Source organism: Paenibacillus sp. GL_099_B (assembly GCF_057835695.1).
In genome coordinates, this window is the sequence record NZ_CM174430.1 from 6,748,666 (window position 1) to 6,767,141 (window position 18,476).

Here is an 18,476-nt window from a genome sequence, read left to right on the forward strand (position 1 = left end):
GTAGAATTCCACGTTCTTACGGCATACGCTGTGCCTGAAAATAAACATCGAGCCGGGTCGGCTGATCCGGTTCAACCGATTGGATAACCAGCCGGGTATAACGCAGGAATCGCAGCGGCACCAGCGCTTTGGTCTGCCCTCCGGCAATCACTTCCTGGCTGTCCACAGCATAGTCCCTGGCATTAGGGCTGATCTGAATCTGCACAAGAGCCGGATGTTCGCCCCGATTTACAATGCCATATGTGTACATGCTGAGCGATGAGGTGTCTTGAGCCGGAAGAGAATTCATACTACCGTTTGTCTCGGCTCCGACATACGTATGCTCTGTAAAACAGTGAGTAGCACCAGGGAGTGTCGTACGTGAGGAAGTACCCTGCTTGAACCGGGGACGAGTAATCCGGGAACAAGGAGGTTTCAGCAATTTAGCGCGGCAGGAACGACGGGATTGGCGACGGCTGACATATTTAGTTGTTTGGTTCGTTCTCTTCTTGCTACGCTTCGCTGTTCGACTCATATCGATTTCCCCTTAAAAAATGTGCTTCCGCATCGTATGCCTGCATGTAAAATACGGGCACGGCATACGCCGTTATTTGAGGATTTACTGTTTGTATCCCAAACCCTTCCCCTTTTTCCCACATACACTGCAAGTACAACCTCTTCACGTCTCTATTTCAAACTTTCATAGAAGCAGCACATTCCAAAAAATTCACTTTGGTTATCTTATTCAGGCAGATTGGAGGTGGATTATATGACCAATTCCAATGTATTCAATCAATCTAACGGTCCCTTATATACTCAACTGACTAATACATTCTCTGCCCCTGGCATTGAGTCCACTCCAGAGGGCGGGGCGGCAGCCGCAGGCAGTTCTTTTGCACTGACTACCAATAATGTCAGTGTAGGTGCTGGACTAAATCTGTTGCTGCAGGTCGTTAATGCAGTGGGCAGTGGGCGTACCTTGTACGTCTCTAGGATCAGCGGAGGCACAACCGCAGCTGCTACACTCATTGTCTATTCCGGCGGAACCATTACAGGTGGTACCACACCTGTGCCAGTCAATACATTGTTGGGCAATACCAATACGAGTGTAATGACAACAAGGCAAAATACCGGCACATTAACGGGAACATTAACAAGCTTGTTAAGCATTCCTCTTACAGCGGGCATGTATATGTTAAACCTGAACGGTTCTATCATCGTCCCTCCAGGACAGACACTATCCATCAGTGCGGGAACAGGCTCCCAAACCGCCTCCATTAATCTTTCCTGGTGGGAATTCTGACATATCATTTAGAAAAGGAGTGTGCACAATGCCGAATGATCACGTGTTCAACCCGCTAAACCGTCCCGTTTATACATCCATTACGAATACGTTTACCTCTCCCGGCATTGTGGCTCCACCTGAGAATAATGCAGGTAGTACTGGCAATCTGTACAATGCAGGCTCAACCAACTCCACAACACTAGGATTGCTGGGGGGCAGTGTTATTGCTACTGTCCAACTGACCAACCCAGCAGGAAGCGGAAAAAATGTATATATATCGCGGCTATCTGGAGGAATCACGGTCGCGCTCAACTTGCTTTCTTCCTTCAGTGGTACCATGACTCTGTCTGCAAATGGAACATTGACATCACCGAGCACACTCACACCGGTAAACAATAATTTATCAAGCAGTAACACCAGCATTGCAACGGTACGATTCTCCGCTGCCGCCCCCACGGGTACCACAACCTTATTGGCTATGCCCTTGCAGGTAGGTCCCTTTCTATCCAATGAGTTAGGACGTTACGTGGTTCCTCCCGGTCAGTCCATTAACCTGTCGGTGAGTGGCTCACTCTCAGTTGGGGGGCTGATGGCCTCCACCTCCTATTTCTCTTGGTGGGAAGTATGATGTACTACCCTATTAGATGGAAAGAGCCGCTTACGGATAAGTAACCGTAGCGGCTGTTCATCGTTCGATCTTCTTTTTACCGTAACGATGACAGTTATGGCTGTCTGACTGGCCTCTGCCCATGTTCACCAGTCGATTCTGCCGGAAGTGGTTGTTCCCCCTTCCATAAGATTCGTTGCAGCAGCATGCCGGCCAAACCAATGGCCAGTGTCGCCATGCCAATATATTGAAATGTGGGACTGGGCCCCACGCTCCGAATCAAGGCACCTCCAGCAAGTGGAGCAACGACCAGCACGACACTCGAAAGCGAGTTTTGAATACCGAATACACGGCCTACATAGGCAGGCGGGGTTTCTTTTTGCAGCAAGTAATTCAACGTCACCATGAACAGTCCATTGCCCACTCCGATGCATAAGCCCCAGATGATAATCCAGAACTCGGACGTTTGGGAACTGACCCAGCCAAGCGCAGCAATTCCGGCACCAATCAGCAAATATCCTCCACCCAACCCCCAGCCATACCCTATTCGCGGAAGTCGATTCAATAGTAGAATAATCACAACCGCACCTGCCCCAGCGGATGATCCCAGCCAGCCGATCAGAGCTTCGTTGCCAGGCTTGATCTCCCTAAACAGCGTCGTAAACTGGTAATCGATCATGAGTATCGCCATTAATCCAAAGCAACCAAACAGCATCGTACTCAGAAGGGTACGGCTGCTCTGAATAAAACGCCAACCCTTCTGCCATTGAATGAACAGAGATTCCTCGGTCTCCCCCGTTTCCAAAGGACCTCCATCCGATGCAGAAGGTTCTGGATCCTCTGTTAGACGCCGTAAAGGCCATAACACGACTCCGGACAACAAACGTGTACAAGCATTGATTAAAATACAGACTTGCGGTGAAAAGACGGCCACAATGACTGCACCCAGCAGCGGTCCCGCTACTTTGGAGCATTGGTTCACAAAACCGTTCAATGACGATGCCTGAAACAGATGCTCCTCTGCTACCACTTGACGCGTAAGTGCCTGCTGCGCAGGTACATGGAATACCCCCATCATCGCTCGTAAAGCAAGAAGCGGCAGCAGCCAAGCCGCACTTGGCGCGAACAGAATTGCAATCGTTAATAAGACGGTGATCACATCACATATCATCATGATTTTCACCTTATGCAAACGATCAGCCAGTGCACCTGCCACCGAGCCAAGTACGATCCCCGGAACAGCCATACATACCGGAATAAGGGCTATGATCAGAGGATCAGCACCCCAACGATAAGCGACCATGACCTGGATGGCGAGCGCGTCAAACCAATCTCCAAAGGTTGCGAGCGAATAAGCAATAAACATCCGCATGAAGCGGAAGTTGGTCCATAGGCTTTTGGATGAACCATTGGACGAAATGGATGATGGATTGGGTTCATTTGAAATGACGGTCATACGTATACTTCCTCCCCTGATTACAGCCTTGTTGCTGGCTTATATGTTCCTTGGCTGTAATCATAAGGGTGTTATATCAGAGGAAGATCAGATGATGGAGCAAACGGGGATAAAAATCTGCGGATTTCATCCACAATTTGTTGTCCATAAATAGGCACGCCGTAACTTTTGGAGATATCCGCATAAATTTGACGGTATTTAGTGCGAAGACGCCCCTCTATCCGGTGGTGTGCCATGAACAACAATATTTGGTAAGCCGAATTGAGATATAGCGGTGCGTTCAATGTCATTTTCAATACGTCCAGACCATCGTCCATTCTAGGCTCTGCCTCTCGGATTCTCCCTTGTCTAAGCAACCATAGGCCTTCCATAACTTGAAAGCGTCCGATTTCCCGCAAGTATGGCGCATCTTTCAACCCGGAACGCAGAGCAGACATGTGATCCTCTACTGCTTCGCCGCTGCCACCCCACAGTTCCACATACAACGCTGAGAGCTTTACCGGAAGTCTGAAATGAACCAGTTCATCTTTCTCCATCACGTGATACGTTTCAATGAGTCGAGCCTTGGCTCGTTCATACTGGCCCACCTCTGCGTAGACTTCAACAATGTTCAGAATACGAAGTTCACGAAGCTGATCGGCAGACAGTGCGGATGAATTCAGAGCCTTTTCGTACAATGGCAAACTCTCCGATGGTTCAATCAGGGTATGTGTAAAAATTAGCAGCCAATACAAACGTTCCTCGAAGGGAATTTCCGTCGTTGTAATCAGCCATTCCAGATCTCCCTGAATAAAGTGAATATACAACTGATAAAATGGATCAATCTCAATGCCCAGTGCTTCTTGCTGATCCAGCAGCGTGAGCATCGATTTGCCCTGCCCATACAGATGATATTTGCGGAACAATCCATGAATCACTTCTCGCATCTCCTGATCTTGGGCGGAAGGGTTAGAGGGCAATATCGCCATATTCGATCGGATGATAAGTCGGTAACCATAACCACGCACGGTCTCCAGTGCAATTTCTTCCCAACGTTTCAGTTTCTTGCGCAGTCGATACACATGGTCGTCCACGGTGCGTTCAACCGGATATTCCAAGGGCCATACCCGATCCAGCAGTTGGCTGCGAGTAAAGGCTTTTTCCTTGTTCTCATACAAAAAATACAGCAGTGCAAATTCCTTCGCCAGCAGACGGATGGAATCGGTACGCTGGGTTACCGTGTATGTTCCTTCATCGAATTGTAACAACATGCTTGGCCCTCCTATGTATGCTTACTAAGCAGTGATCCTTATTCTGTTCAACATACCACAAAAACCCTTTGCGAGAACGCAAAAGGTTTTTTGTAATGAGATGTACTGGCTCTCTTCGGTAATCGCAAGGTGCTCCCTGGATTTAGCCCAGCACCACACGATCATCGGCCATTTTTTTACCGCTGATACGTTCAAACTCACCCAATAACTCAGGTACGGTCAGCGTGCGCTTACGTTCTTCACTAACGTCCAAAATAATTCGGCCTTTGTCCATCATAATTAGACGATTGCCCAAACGTATGGCCTGCTCCATATTATGTGTAACCATCAACGTTGTGAGTCTCATTTCACGTACAAGCGTCTCTGTCAGCTCTGTGATCAGCTCCGCACGAGAAGGATCAAGCGCAGCCGTATGCTCATCCAGCAGCAAAATTTGCGGCTGGGTGAATGTTGCCATCAGCAGGCTGAGCGCCTGGCGTTCACCGCCAGATAGAAGGCCCACTTTGGCATTGGGGCGTTTGTCGAGTCCAATGCCAAGTTTCTCCAACTGGGCGTTGAAAATCTCCCGTCTGGCACGGGTAATTCCAAAGCCCAGTCCCCGGCCCTTGCCTCGTTTGTACGCCATCGCCATATTCTCCTCAATGGACATATGCGGTGCTGTACCCGCCATCGGGTCCTGAAACACACGGCCAATCCAACTGCTGCGCTTATGCTCAGGCAGGCTTTTGATGGAACGATCATTAATCAGCACATCGCCCATATCTGGCTTCATGACGCCTGAGATAATGTTCATCAACGTTGATTTTCCCGCGCCATTACTGCCAATCACGGTCACGAAGTCTCCCGGGTTCATCGTCAGGTTTACGCCAACCAGCGCAGTCTTCTCGTCGGTCGTTCCCGGATTAAACAGTTTGGTCACTTGTGTAATCTCAAGCATAATCACATGCCTCCCTTCGCCTGTTGGCTCGACGAGCCCATAAGCTCTTCGGTTCGTTTGCGAGCCAGGCTTTTCTGCTTCATGGAGCGCTGCATGGTTGGGAAAACAAGTGCGATAATAACGATCACCGCGGTGATCAGCTTCAGATCGGATGTGTCGAACCATTCTACCTGGAGTGCGATCGCGACCACAATCCGGTAAATAATTGAACCGACAACGGCCGCAAGTGTGGCCCAGAATACGGTTCTTGCACCCAGAATGGCTTCCCCGATAATAACGGAGGCCAGTCCGATAACGATCATACCAATTCCCATCGTAATATCTGCAAAACCGGATTGCTGTGCAATAAATGCTCCAGACAGCGCAACAAGTCCGTTGGACAGACTGACACCAACAATGGTGGTCACATCCGTATTCGCGCCGAAGCTACGAATCATGCGTTTGTTGTCACCTGTGGCGCGCAGTGCCAGTCCGATATCTGTTTTCATAAACAGATCCAGCATGATTTTGAATACCAGCACAACTACGATAATGATAACCATGACATGCTCACCCGAGAAGGGGTTATCCATGCCCATAATGGATTTGTTCGGTGCGCCGAGAATACGCATATTAATTGAATACAGAGCAATCATCATCAGAATACCGGATAACAGCCCGTTAATTTTGCCTTTGGTGTGCAGCAGACCTGTACAGGCGCCAGCCACCATTCCTCCAGCCATTGCTGCCAAGCAAGCGAGCCAAGGAGAGAAGTCGTTGGATATCATGACCGCCGCGATTGCGCCTCCAGTTGTAAAACTTCCGTCTACGGTGAGATCGGGGAAGTCCAGTATGCGGAATGTAATATATACACCCAATGCCATCAGTGCATACAACAATCCAAGCTCGATTGCCCCTTCAATTGAACCCCAAGTCAAATTCACATTGCTTCCTCCCTGTCTATCGAAAAGAATGAGGCGAACCCGCCTGCACGTCCGCCTCGCATCCGTACTGCCGGAGGATCTCCGGTCAGATTATTGAATAATGTTGTTATCCTGGTCCTTCACTTCTGCCTTCATCTCATCGGTAACAGTGATGCCTTGAGCTTCAGCAGCTTTCAGGTTCAGAATCAGATCCAGCTTGTCCGGCACGGTGACTTTCATGTCGCCCGGTTTCGACCCATTTTTCAAAATGTCCGCAGCCATTTCACCCACTTGGTATCCGTGATCGTAGTATTTGAAGCCAACGGTTGCGAAAGCCCCTTTTTCCACGGTATCCCGGTCACTGGAGAAGAACGGAATTTTATTTTTGTTCGCGGTCTGGATGATTGTATCCACTGCGCTAACTACCGAGTTATCCAGTGTGATATAGAAGGCATCCACTTTGCCAACCAGAGAATCGGTTGCCTGTTTTACTTCGGATGTGTTCGTAACTGGTGCTTTGACCAGCTTGATATTATGTGTTGCCAGCGCTTTTTCCGCATTGTTCGCCATCACCACCGCATTCGGTTCGCCCTCGTTAATAACCAGACCTACCGTCTTCACATCCGGTAAATATTTGGCGATAAAATCAGCCAATTGCACGATCGCCTCCGGGTTCGTATCCGATGCACCTGTTACGTTACCACCTGGCTTGTCCATGTCACTCACCAGTTTGGCACCCAGCGGGTCCGTCACTGCCGCGAACAGCAATGGCTTGTCCTTCACTTGTTGAGCCAGGGCCAGTGCGGATGGCGTTGCAATCCCAAGGACCAGATCATTTTTGGAATCCCCGGCAATCTTCTGGGCAATGGACAAGTTGTTCGTTGAATCGCCTTGCGCGTTATTGTAGTCAATCGTCAAGTTCTTGTTCTCTTCAAGACCAGCATCCTTCAGCGCTGCAATGAATCCTTCACGTGTGGCATCCAACGATGGATGCTCGACGATTTGTGAGATCGCAATGCGATACGATTTTTCTGCCGTACCTTCACCTGTTGTGCTGCCTGATCCCTCGGTTGTTGTGCTACCGCCGCTGTTATTTCCGCAACCTGCCGCTACGATCATAGATGCAACCATCATCAGAGACATTAACCATTTCTTTTTCATGTGTGAGAACCCCTCTCCATCTTCTAAAATGTTGATGCCCTCATCGTTATCCAAGTGACACGATAGGGCGGGACAAAACGAACGCTTAAACGCATTGTTGCTTTGACCGACAAAAGCAGACAAATATAGACTTTTCTCATGCGACTGAAGTCCATGACTCGTGTTGGTATTTTATTGTTTCCCTAATATTAAGGTGCGACCTGTTTCCCGTCAATGGTTGAACCGCTTCCAATTTACATTCATTGCATATACGTGAGAGAAAACATTACATGAAACAAAAAAAGGCCTCTGCAATTTTGCAATAAGGCCTCTGCTAAGAAAGGATATACAACTGGGTGAAGAGAAAATACACATCATTCTTTTTCTTTTTTCAATTCTTCTAGTTCAGATAATGTTAGCCCGGTAGCTTTGATAATGGTATCTTGATCAAGCCCCAAAGCGAGCATATTGATTGCGATTTTACGTTTACTCTCTGCTTCTCCTTCTTTGATGCCTTCTTTGATGCCTTCTTCGATTCCTTTTTGGATGCCTTCCTCCAAGCCTTTCTTGAGACCTTCTTCTCGTGCGCCCTCAATCATGGAAACTTCATCCCATAGAAATTTCTGACGGTCGATATATTGTTGACGTGCTTGCTCATCCTGGCTCAGAAACTCCAATACACTCATGGCTTTTTTCAACGCCGGTTCCGGTTCGTGCATCAATAACTCCTCCCAGCTTGATCTAGTCATTCCTTTCAAAAATAACAGCCAGCGCACCAATCCATTCTTCATTTGAATATTTTCATCATTCAGCTTAGGTATTTCCATAAAATGAATCTCTATAACATCCGTCAACGGAATATCGGTATGGTCTTCTCTTAAATGAAATACGTTGTGGTACTGGTCATTAGCGAGCATTTTGAAATTAACAATGTTGATTGCAACACATTTTTTGAGTTGACTATATCTCTGTCCCTCAAGTAATTGTCCGGAGTATTGTTTACCCCAATAGAACAAAGTCCTCTTTTCTAAATCATACTGATTAAACAACTGCATTTCAACATTAATTAGCTCGCCTTGATCTGTTTTGGCCCGTATGTCCAGAATGGACTGTTTATCTCTCGGGGTGTCCTTGTCCAGATAAGGGTTGATCAACAAAATGTCAGTCAGTAAGGATTCGCCTGCATTTTTAAAGGTATGATTTAGAAAAGCCAGAAGCACATCCTTATTCTCTTCACTTCCAAAAATTCGTTTGAACACATAATCGTTCTTGGGATCAAGCAACTCTGTCATCATTATTCACTCCTACATGCAAAATGAACAGGATATATCTGCTGAATATTTAGCAAATATAAGGATGCGAACATACACTAGATGTTAGCCCTATTGTAGCACGCATCTCTATATTAACATAACGTTTTTACGTCATTTTCCAAACAAAAAAGAGACTGTTCCGAGTGATCGAAACAATCTCTATACATGCTAATTCCCAGCCGCTTCGCGAATCTGGTACGTGCATTTTTTGCCGCCATCCGCATAACATTCGGTGCGCTCCACATCGGCCTTTAGCAATGAACGGAACAGTTCCAGTTCACAGCGGCAAGCCTGTTTATAGACACTCGCTACCTGCACAATGGGGCAGTTCAGCTCGGTAAGCACATAGGTGCCATCCTCTTCCTTGGAGGCATCGGCCATATATCCGTTTGCATTCTGAATGCGCGCGAGTTCCTCGACACGTCCGGCCAGATCCTGACCTTGCATCTGTGGCTGTCCGCTGCGAAGCAGCTTGTCCCGGCGGCTCTCGAACAATGCATCCACGACACCGCTGCCCGCTGAATCCGACAGTTCCTCCAGCAGCTCCAGGGTCAGTGATGAATATGATTTTGGGAAAAAGCTATCCCCGCGTACCGTCAGATGGTACACGGCAGATGGACGTCCAGCTGTAGCTCTGGCTTCCCGAACTTCAATCCATCCATCCTGCTCCAGTGCTGTGAGGTGACGGCGAATCGCCATGCCGGTCAGACCAAGCTCAGCTGTCATTTCCCTTGCGGTCATTGTGCCTTGCTGCTTCAGCATGAACAAAATCCGTTCACGCGTCGTTCGTTCCTCTTCGCGCTTCACGATCAGCACCTGCTCTCCCTGCTTATGCGGTTACCGGTGCTGCCTCCCGGCAGGCATCCGAGCAAAAGCGGTTATGCGTCTCTTCGCAATCCTCACAGCTTACATGCTGCAGGTTGCAGGTTGGACAGTTAATATAACGGTCATGCGTCGTTCCACAGTGATAACAGCTAGCAATCACGATATCTTCATCCGTCCGGTTAATCGGTACGGAAATACGCTCGTCAAATACATAACATTTCCCATCAAACAAACGACCTTGTACCTCATCATCCTTGCCATAGGTCACGATTCCGCCATCAAGTTGAGCCACGTCCTGGAAACCTTCCTTAATCATGAACCCGGTCAGCTTTTCACAACGGATACCGCCAGTACAGTAAGTAATGATCTTTTTGTCCTTCATGTCGCCCAGGTTATCCCGAATCCATTCCGGAAACTCGCGGAACGACTCAACGTCCGGACGAATCGCACCTCGAAAATGACCAATCTCGTACTCGTAGTCATTGCGGCCATCAATTACAATGACATCCTCCTGTTGAAGATGCTCGTAAAATTCTTTCGGGGACAACCGTTTACCGCTAATTTCGTTCGGGTCCAAGTCTTCGTCCACACGGAACGTAACCAGCTCAGCTTTGTGACGAACAAATATTTTTTTGAACGCATGCTCTTCGACATCATCAATCTTGAATACCATATCGCTGAACAGCGGGTTGGCGTGCATATCCTTCATGTACTGCTCGGTTTGCTCTGGTGTACCGGATACGGTACCGTTGATACCTTCCGAGGCAATCAGAATACGGCCTTTTACACCCAGATCCTTGCAGTATTGCAGATGCTCTTGCGTAAACATTTCAGGGTCTTCAATCTTCACGAACTTATAATATAAAAGCACGCGGTACGCGCTGTTACACATGTGTATCACCTGTTCCTATTCCATGTTGTTATTGGCCGGATCATCCGACAAGACTACAACGTTGCAACCTTGCTTATTAAAAAGAAAAGAAACAGCCGTCCGAAACAATGTCTCGAACTGCTGCTTTGAACATTCGACTTTTATTCCTGCATTCTAGTTTATCGGAAGCGGAATAGCTTAGTCAATATAAATGTATAGAAAGGAATGTAAGTTATGGAATACATTTTTCGCTACTTGTCTCAATCGTCGATTAAGAATACTGAATGGCATTGGCAATAAGCATAAATACAATACCCATAGCGATCCACATTACCATCAGCGGCCAGAAGAATCTAACCCATTTCTGATACGGAATGCCGGATACCGCGAGACTGCCCATTAAGGCTGAAGACGTTGGCAAAATCATGTTGGTGAATCCGTCTCCGAACTGGAAAGCCAGTACGGCAGTCTGACGGGTAACCCCGAGCAGATCCGATAATGGAACCATAATCGGCATCGTTGTTACGGCCATACCTGTACCCGAGGTGATGAACACGTTCATGATATTTTGGAAGAAATACATACCCAATACCTGCACGGAGGACGGCAATTCGCCAACCGCTGTAGACATTCCGTATACTACGGAGTCAATTACGTTACCCTGATCGAGGACAACCATAATTCCTCTTGCCAGACCGATGATAAAGGCACCATAGGCAATACCACTTGCGCCTTTGACGAATTCACTTGCAATTCGGCTAGGACCGAACCCAGACACGAGACCAGAGATCACGCCCATGCTAAGGAAGAGAGCCGCCAGTTCCTCCATCCACCAGCCTTCTTTGGATACACCCCAGATTAACAGGGCAAAGCCAGCTACAATTGTAATGATGGTCAGAATATGTGTGATGCGAATCGTTGGCAGTTTGTTCAGGTCCACCGCAGGTGTATCTGCTGCCTGCTCCTGTTCTAACTCATGCACCAAACCACGAGTTGGATCAGACTTCACTCTGGACGCGTACCGCATAATATAGATACTTGTCACGGAGATGAGACACACCAGGATGATCGCACGCAGCCACATGCCTGAGAAGATCGGAACTTCTGCAATAGCCTGGGCCAGTCCCACGTTGAACGGATTGAGCAGTCCAGCAGTAAAACCACACGAGGCCCCCAGCGAGATCATCGCCGTACCGGTTAGAGCGTCATACCCCAACGCACGCGCGATCGCGATCCCGATCGGTACAAAGACCATGACCTCTGTGGACATGCCCATCGTGAATCCACCAATAGAGAACAAGGTGATGAATACCGGGATGACCCACAGTCCCTTATTGGCAAACGAACGGGCAACCCGGCCTGTAAGAGCTTCAATGGTTCCCGTGCTCGTAATGATCTGAAATGCTCCGCCGATGATGAAAATAAAGAATACAACGTCAGCGGAGTCAACCAGTCCGCGAACGATGGACTTGGGAATATCCCATAATCCCGTTGGATTGGCCTCTACATGATGATATGAACCTGGAACGAGCAAGGATTTGCCTGTCGCCTCATCCTTGACCCGATCAAATTCCCCTGCGGGAATAATATAGGTCAGGACAGTAGCTACCAGCACCAAAATGAACAAGATGACGAAGGTATGAGGCATTTTGAACCATTTACGCCGTTGTGGTGGTTGTTTTGTTATGTTTTCCAATTCATCATCCCTCGTCCTTCTGTTGTTTCCATGCTTCAAATTCATCACGTACCTGCTGCAAAGCTGCCTTGTCTGCGTACAGGTCGAACGCCGTCAGTGCAAGTGCCTTCGCTGCACGGTTTAGTTCGATCATGCCTTCCTCTGCTCCGGCAAGCCGGGCAAATTCAGGCGTGTGTGTTGTCGCGTCGCCTAACCGAATATACGGATGGATCGCGGCTGTAATTTGGCTTACGTTACCAATATCCGATGAACCAACACCGCCTGTTTGCGGTGGATCATGCACTTCAATGCCCATATCCTCCAGGTTCTGCTGGAACAGACCCGCCAGAGTCTTGTTGTTATTCCGCTCGGCATAGATCAGGCCTTCTGTAATATCTACCGTAGCCCCAACGCCTTCCGCAGCATGGCGCACGACACGATATACTTTGTCCATGACGATTTTCAGTTCTTCGACTGTCTTCGCCCGAATGATATATACGGCTTCAGCTAGCTCAGGCACCACGTTGGGCGCATCTCCACCCTTGGTGATAATCCCGTTCACCCGAACGTCATCCTTCAAATAAGGACGCAGCGAGTTAATCCCCGCGTATGCATTGACCAAGGCATCCAGCGCACTAATGCCTTTCTCAGGAGACGAGGCTGCATGTGCCTGTTTGCCGTGGAACGTAAAGGTTGCGTCCACACAGGCCAGCGCACCTCTCAGTACCATCGTTTTTTGCTGCGGGTGACACATCATGACGGCATCAATCTCATTGAATACGCCATCGTTCACCATAATGATTTTTCCGCCGCCCTCTTCTTCAGCCGGTGTGCCAAGAACGATGATCCGTCCCGGAAGATCAGGGCAAGCTTCCTTGAGTGCCAGTGCTGCACCTACAGCAGAGGTTCCGATCAGATTGTGTCCGCAGGCGTGTCCGATGCGGGGCAGCGCATCATATTCAGCGAGCAGTGCAATCGTGGGTCCACCTGGCTGGCCTTCCCATACAGCACGGAACGAGGTGTCGAGGCCTGAAATGCCTTTTTCCACCTGAAATCCGGCTGCTTCCAGCGGTTCGGTTAACCATTGTTGTGCTTGGACTTCCTGAAAGCTAAGTTCAGGGTTAGCGTGAATGCGCAGGGATAATTTCCGCAAGTCGGGGTCCAGCCGATCTACGGTTTCTTTGATTTTTTGCTTCATATGAGCAGGGTCAGGATACATGTTGTTTTGCCGCCTTTCTCCAAATACAGCATTTCTATATTCAATTCAATCGAATAAATATACAATCAGATTGGATATATTGTATGTGTGACCAAGCCATAAGTAAATTCAAAAAAATTAAGGAATAGCCCATAAAAAATTTTATGGACTCGCTAGACAATAACATATGGATATCATTAGATGTCAGTATAATACTGGTATATTTACATATTAGCCAAGATGGCATCGGTATACATTTTAATCTTATGTACATCCTTCGAATGGGTACTCCCTATAAAAATGACACTGCAAAATAGCAATAAAATTCCTTATTTGATAATAAAATATCGGATAATTATGCATAAAGCAATGCATCTATTCCGCTATGTATGTATCTAGCCTCCACCCAAGACATGCTGTGTCCCTGCCGTTCTCATCAAGTCAACAAAGCGACCCACCGTTGCCTGCTGCAGCACACTTTCCTTATACACCAACCACGTATTACGCCGCACTCCCTGTCCATTCTGTCGGATCAGTTCCTGCTGATGAAGGCCATCCGAAGCAGACACGAAAATTCCCGGAATAATGGCATAACCAAGCCCATAACGCACCATTTCCTTGCATGTCTCGTAGCTGTCCACTCGCATCGCTACAGTTGGTGAACATTCATAGCGCTCATACCACCAGGCCGCTACTCCCTCTCGGAATGGGCTTACAGGAGAACCACCCGTTTTCGTCAAAGGCTCCTGAAATGCAATTTGCGGAAGCTCGGGAAGTTCATCCAGGTCAATGGGTTCACGGGATACAATGCAGACCGGTTCATCGTGCAGCAGATGTTTACCCTCATACCATGGATGCTCCCCCCGGATGACACCTACCTGAATTTCATCCCGCATCAACAGTTCCATAACCTCTACACTCAAAGCACAGGTCACAGCAAACTGAACCTCAGGGTACAGCTCCTTGAACTGCTTTAACAACGGAGGAAGCTTGTACAACGAATAATGATTGGCAATCCCAAGGCGCAACGTTCCCTTAACCTCATTTCGAATGTTCGACAGCTGTTCTTTGACCTGATTAAGCTCATTGAGCATTTTACGGGCATAGATCGCGAGATGCTCTCCTTCGGGAGTAAATCTGGCGCCTTTTAACGTTTTATCGATAAGTGGCACGCCAAATTCCTTCTCCAATTGCTGCAAACGGTATGTCAAAGCCGGCTGGGTCATAAACATGCGCTCCGCAGCCTTGGTCAGACTGCTTTCTTCGGAAACGCTCAGCAGCAGACGGCAGTCCTTTTCATCCATGATCATGTTCCCCCTTCACTTCTCGTCTCTTCAGTATAACCCAGAAAACCAACGTTAAAGGTACAGAATAAGCCCAACTCGATATGAGTCAGGCCCGCCCTGCTGATTTGCTTCTTCTTCGATGATGATTTACTGCGAAATCGTAATGACCGAGGTGACAAAGTGGTACGATTCATTTTCCTGCACTGCCTGTGACAGCAAAATTCGGTTACCTTCCGGACTCCAGCTCAGTGGATCAGATGCGTTATCCATATCGGCCGAGATCTGGAACTGCTCCGCCGATTCCGTATTGGAGACGAACAGTCCTTTCTCATCGTCACTTTCCGAATTGATCGTATAGGCGATTTTGGAATCGTCACCAGACCAGCTCGTGCCGAAGATTTGCGTGCCTCTGGCAAGTGTGGCTTTTTCATTCCCTTCCAGATCGGTTAGCACCAGCGCCCGTTTGGTATCGGCTGTTTTTTTCACAATCGCCAGTCTTGAGCCATCGTTGGACGGGATTACCCTCTCCACACTTTTCAACACCTGCTTCACTTCACCGGTCTTCGTATCGTAGGCATTTAACTGTCCGTCCGTGCCTGTGATGTAGTAAATCACATTACCTGAAACGCTGACACTGCTTACATTGAAGTTTCCCGTCTTGACCAGCGCTTTGGTCGTCCCATCCACACTTGCAGATACGATATCCCCACTCATGTTCGGAAAGACGACATGCTCTTTATCCAGCCATGCGCCTTCAAAGACAAATCCATCATCCTTGCCCGCAGGCAGCACTTCTCCGTTGTGCAGATTCAGAATGAAGCCTTTGCCTGTCGATTCCTCTGGTTCTCTGTAGAAAATATACTGACTATCCGGGGACACAAGTGGTGAGCCCAGACTCACTTCACTTTCCTTCACAGGTGTATCTGTACCCTTCGTAAGATCATACATGTATAAGTTATGCGGGTAACGTTTCTCACCCTCAACAGTGACAGGCTTCATGGACTCGTTTTCTTTATCCGACAAAATCCAGTCATTGCTTAGCCACGCTACCCCGCGCATATTCGACAGTTTATCGATTTTCTCCAGCTTAAAGCTCTGGTATACCGATGTATTTGTATTGTCCTTCACCGTAATATCCGTGCCGGATTTCCCGTTCTGTGTATTATCCCCTGGTTTCGTTGTTCCCCCGCATGCTGTTGCCGATAATAGGACAATTGCCCCGAGCGTGCCCATAGCCGCCTGCTTCCAATTCATCATGGTCCCTCCTGAGTGCTTTCTATAGACCAAGCATACACATCGCATACTTCCAAAGTTATTCAGACTTGTTTCCAACTTGTAAACTTGAATGGGCCAGAGGGAAAACAAGCTGGAACGTCGTTCCTTCCCCATGCTTCGGATCGCTCGGCAACAATGTGATTGTGCCGCCCTGCTTCTCTACAAATTGCTTGACGAGTGATAGTCCCAGCCCGGTTCCCCCGGTTTTTCTGGCCCTGTCTTTGTTGACGGTGTAAAAGGGTTCAAAGATTTTCTCGCTCGCCTCATCCGGAATGGGCGTACCTGAGTTGAAGATGCGAATCACCGCTTGTCGCTCCTGCATTCGCAGTTCATTGCTTACCCGGATGACACCTCCCGGCACATTATATTTGATCGCATTATCCAACAGATTGATGAAAATATGCATCAGGCTCTCCCGATCGCTGCGGATCACCGCAGGCAGTAACGTCAGCTCCATGTTCAGCGCAAACTTCTCGGCTTTGCCCCGCATCCGGCCACAGGCATCCTCCAGTAGAGCACGAACCTCCACGTCTTCCGCCTGATTCTCAAAATCATATTTCTCCAGGGCTGATAAATGTAATACCTTCTCAACCATCTCGTACAACCGCTCCGTTTCCTTGCCAATATTGCTCGTGGCATCATCCAGCAATTGTGGATCATCCTTATACATGTCCAGCAGCTCCACATATGCCTTAATCGACGTAAGTGGTGTCTTGAACTCATGGCTAATGTTACCGATATATTGTTTCTGCTGCTGCTCCAGAGCCTGAAGCTTCTCGATAGCGAGCTGAAGCTTCTGCTGTTCCGCATGCATGGCTTCAATATTTTGTTGAATCGATGTGCTCATATAATAAATGCCCTGTCCCAGTTCGCCCAATTCATCCTTGCGACTCACTGGTGATTCGGTAATATAATGCCCTTCACGAATGGAATCGGCAGACTTCTTCAATCGGGTTATAGCAACAGCAAAACGATTGTAGAAGAGATATCCCAGAATGAAGCTTAACCCAACAACCGCAATCCCCGCCCACATAAACAACTGAAGGATACGGGCATAGAATTCATGATAGCTCTGAACCGGATACTGCATGCGCACAGCACCCATCTGTCCATCCGGTCCGTCCAGCGGTGCTACATATAGCAGGGTATCCCCCTGTTCGTGATAAGCAATTTTATTTTGCAGCGCATAGTTCAGCGTCGCTGTGGTATCTGCACTTTCCTCAGACATGATTGATGAACCAACCTGCTGTCCCTTCATATCATAAAGCGCGATGGGCAGACCTGTGGAGCTTGCAAGCTCTTGAGCCAACCTGCGGCCATTTTGCTGTAAAAAAACCTCCTGTTCCAGACGAACGGACTCGGTATAGTAAGACTGCCGCACATTCAGATTCACCAGACGGGTCTGCTGGGACAGAATGGTCTCGATCTGCGTCTGCTGGTTAAGCTCAATACCTCGCAATACCAAGGAGCTGAGCACAACGACGGTCAGGATTAGCAATGCGGCCAGAAAAACGCTGAACTTCAGCTTAATGCTGACTCTCATACCGAGCCGCCCGGTTCAGGGGCTGATGCCTTATAGCCAATGCCGTATACCGTCTGTAATTTTTGCTGATCGGTATCGCCGATCTTTTTGCGCAGCCGCTGAATATGAATATCCACCGTGCGTGTGCCCCCGGCATATTCCATGCCCCACACCCGGTCCAGCAGATCATCCCGCGTGTATACACGCTCGGGGTTGGACATCAGAATGGTCAGCAAGTCGAACTCTTTTGGCGTCAAATCCAGCTTCTCCTCATTCACCGTCACGGTGCGGTGAGCGATATGGATACGCAGTGTTCCATTGACGATAGCCTGATTCTTGGGATCGTCAGATGGCGGGCTGCTTTTCTCCACGCGACGCATCAGCGCCTTTACCCGGGCGAGCAGCTCGCGGATCTCAAACGGTTTGGTCATATAATCATCCGCGCCCATTTCCAGGCCTACGATCTTATCCACGATATCATTTTTGACGGTCAGCAAAATAATGCCGATATCCTCTCGGTCCTCCAGCCTGCGGCATACGCCGTATCCGTCCAGCTTGGGCATCATCACGTCCAGAATCATGACCTGCGGATGGAATGAGGCCACCTTTACCAGCGCTTCTTCGCCGTCATTTGCTGTCTCTACTTCATATCCTTCGCGCCGCAGCGCGTAAGCAATGGCACTGACAATGCTTGACTCGTCATCCACGACCAATACTTTTTTATTCATCGGAATCATCCTCTATATGTGTCATGAGTTATCGTATTCTTTGGATCTATGTTAACAAGGTATCGCCTGATTAGCTATGGAGGACTTTACGATTTGCGAGAAACGTCAGATATGACTGTATCCTCTCAGCTTCGACTTCACTCCACTTTTTTTATACCCCAAACACAACAAAAAGAGCCAACCATAAGGAGGAGTGCTCCACCCCATGATTGACTCTTCTTCTTTAA

At 48.3% G+C, this 18,476-nt stretch carries 17 protein-coding genes; 2 read left to right on the top strand and 15 right to left on the bottom strand.

Annotated features, from left to right (window positions below):
• Positions 1-16: 16 nt before the first annotated feature.
• Positions 17-514, bottom strand: a complete 498-nt coding sequence (locus AC3ITG_RS30615; protein ID WP_072733753.1) for a DUF6385 domain-containing protein — start codon at positions 512-514, stop codon at positions 17-19.
• Between the two features lie 234 nt (positions 515-748).
• Between AC3ITG_RS30615 and AC3ITG_RS30620 the strand changes: the two genes are divergently transcribed.
• Together AC3ITG_RS30620 and AC3ITG_RS30625 are read left to right on the top strand one after the other, a co-directional pair.
• A complete protein-coding gene (locus tag AC3ITG_RS30620; protein WP_072733754.1) occupies positions 749-1,282 on the top strand; it encodes a hypothetical protein in 534 nt (177 codons plus the stop codon).
• Positions 1,283-1,310: 28 nt separating this feature from the next.
• Complete coding sequence (locus AC3ITG_RS30625) at positions 1,311-1,892, top strand: hypothetical protein (protein ID WP_072733755.1); 582 nt, start codon at positions 1,311-1,313, stop codon at positions 1,890-1,892.
• A 94-nt stretch (positions 1,893-1,986) separates the two neighbouring features.
• Here AC3ITG_RS30625 and AC3ITG_RS30630 read toward each other — a convergent pair whose 3' ends face one another.
• From AC3ITG_RS30630 to AC3ITG_RS30695, 14 genes are all read right to left on the bottom strand, one after another.
• On the bottom strand, positions 1,987-3,327 hold the full coding sequence (locus AC3ITG_RS30630) for an MFS transporter (RefSeq protein ID WP_489252279.1): 1,341 nt from the start codon (positions 3,325-3,327) through the stop codon (positions 1,987-1,989).
• Between the two features lie 71 nt (positions 3,328-3,398).
• Complete coding sequence (locus tag AC3ITG_RS30635; RefSeq protein WP_489252280.1) at positions 3,399-4,577, bottom strand: winged helix-turn-helix domain-containing protein; 1,179 nt, start codon at positions 4,575-4,577, stop codon at positions 3,399-3,401.
• A gap of 142 nt (positions 4,578-4,719) precedes the next feature.
• Positions 4,720-5,514, bottom strand: coding sequence for an ABC transporter ATP-binding protein (locus tag AC3ITG_RS30640; RefSeq protein WP_489252281.1), 795 nt, complete (start codon positions 5,512-5,514; stop codon positions 4,720-4,722).
• Positions 5,515-5,516: 2 nt separating this feature from the next.
• Positions 5,517-6,377: an ABC transporter permease gene (locus AC3ITG_RS30645; protein ID WP_063567616.1), complete on the bottom strand. Its 861-nt coding sequence runs from the start codon at positions 6,375-6,377 to the stop codon at positions 5,517-5,519.
• 150 nt (positions 6,378-6,527) lie between these two features.
• Entirely contained in the window at positions 6,528-7,577 is a 1,050-nt protein-coding gene (locus tag AC3ITG_RS30650) for an ABC transporter substrate-binding protein (RefSeq protein ID WP_090809136.1), read from the bottom strand.
• Positions 7,578-7,930: 353 nt separating this feature from the next.
• Complete coding sequence (locus tag AC3ITG_RS30655; RefSeq protein WP_489254552.1) at positions 7,931-8,848, bottom strand: Rpn family recombination-promoting nuclease/putative transposase; 918 nt, start codon at positions 8,846-8,848, stop codon at positions 7,931-7,933.
• Positions 8,849-9,037: 189 nt separating this feature from the next.
• Positions 9,038-9,685 carry a helix-turn-helix transcriptional regulator gene (locus AC3ITG_RS30660; protein ID WP_489252282.1) on the bottom strand — a complete coding sequence of 216 codons (648 nt, stop codon included), beginning with the start codon at positions 9,683-9,685 and terminating at the stop codon, positions 9,038-9,040.
• Positions 9,686-9,698: 13 nt separating this feature from the next.
• On the bottom strand, positions 9,699-10,586 hold the full coding sequence (trhO, locus tag AC3ITG_RS30665; RefSeq protein WP_489252283.1) for an oxygen-dependent tRNA uridine(34) hydroxylase TrhO: 888 nt from the start codon (positions 10,584-10,586) through the stop codon (positions 9,699-9,701).
• Between the two features lie 250 nt (positions 10,587-10,836).
• A complete protein-coding gene (locus tag AC3ITG_RS30670) occupies positions 10,837-12,261 on the bottom strand; it encodes a YfcC family protein (RefSeq protein WP_489252284.1) in 1,425 nt (474 codons plus the stop codon).
• Positions 12,262-12,265: 4 nt separating this feature from the next.
• Positions 12,266-13,459, bottom strand: a complete 1,194-nt coding sequence (locus AC3ITG_RS30675; RefSeq protein WP_489252285.1) for a M20 family metallopeptidase — start codon at positions 13,457-13,459, stop codon at positions 12,266-12,268.
• Positions 13,460-13,833: 374 nt separating this feature from the next.
• Entirely contained in the window at positions 13,834-14,742 is a 909-nt protein-coding gene (locus tag AC3ITG_RS30680; protein ID WP_489252286.1) for a LysR family transcriptional regulator, read from the bottom strand.
• A 129-nt stretch (positions 14,743-14,871) separates the two neighbouring features.
• On the bottom strand, positions 14,872-15,981 hold the full coding sequence (locus AC3ITG_RS30685) for a hypothetical protein (RefSeq protein WP_489252287.1): 1,110 nt from the start codon (positions 15,979-15,981) through the stop codon (positions 14,872-14,874).
• Between the two features lie 55 nt (positions 15,982-16,036).
• Positions 16,037-17,542, bottom strand: coding sequence for a sensor histidine kinase (locus AC3ITG_RS30690; protein ID WP_489252288.1), 1,506 nt, complete (start codon positions 17,540-17,542; stop codon positions 16,037-16,039).
• Positions 17,539-18,249: a response regulator transcription factor gene (locus AC3ITG_RS30695; protein ID WP_489252289.1), complete on the bottom strand. Its 711-nt coding sequence runs from the start codon at positions 18,247-18,249 to the stop codon at positions 17,539-17,541. The genes AC3ITG_RS30690 and AC3ITG_RS30695 overlap by 4 nt, the downstream gene beginning before the upstream one ends.
• Positions 18,250-18,476 lie beyond the last annotated feature (227 nt).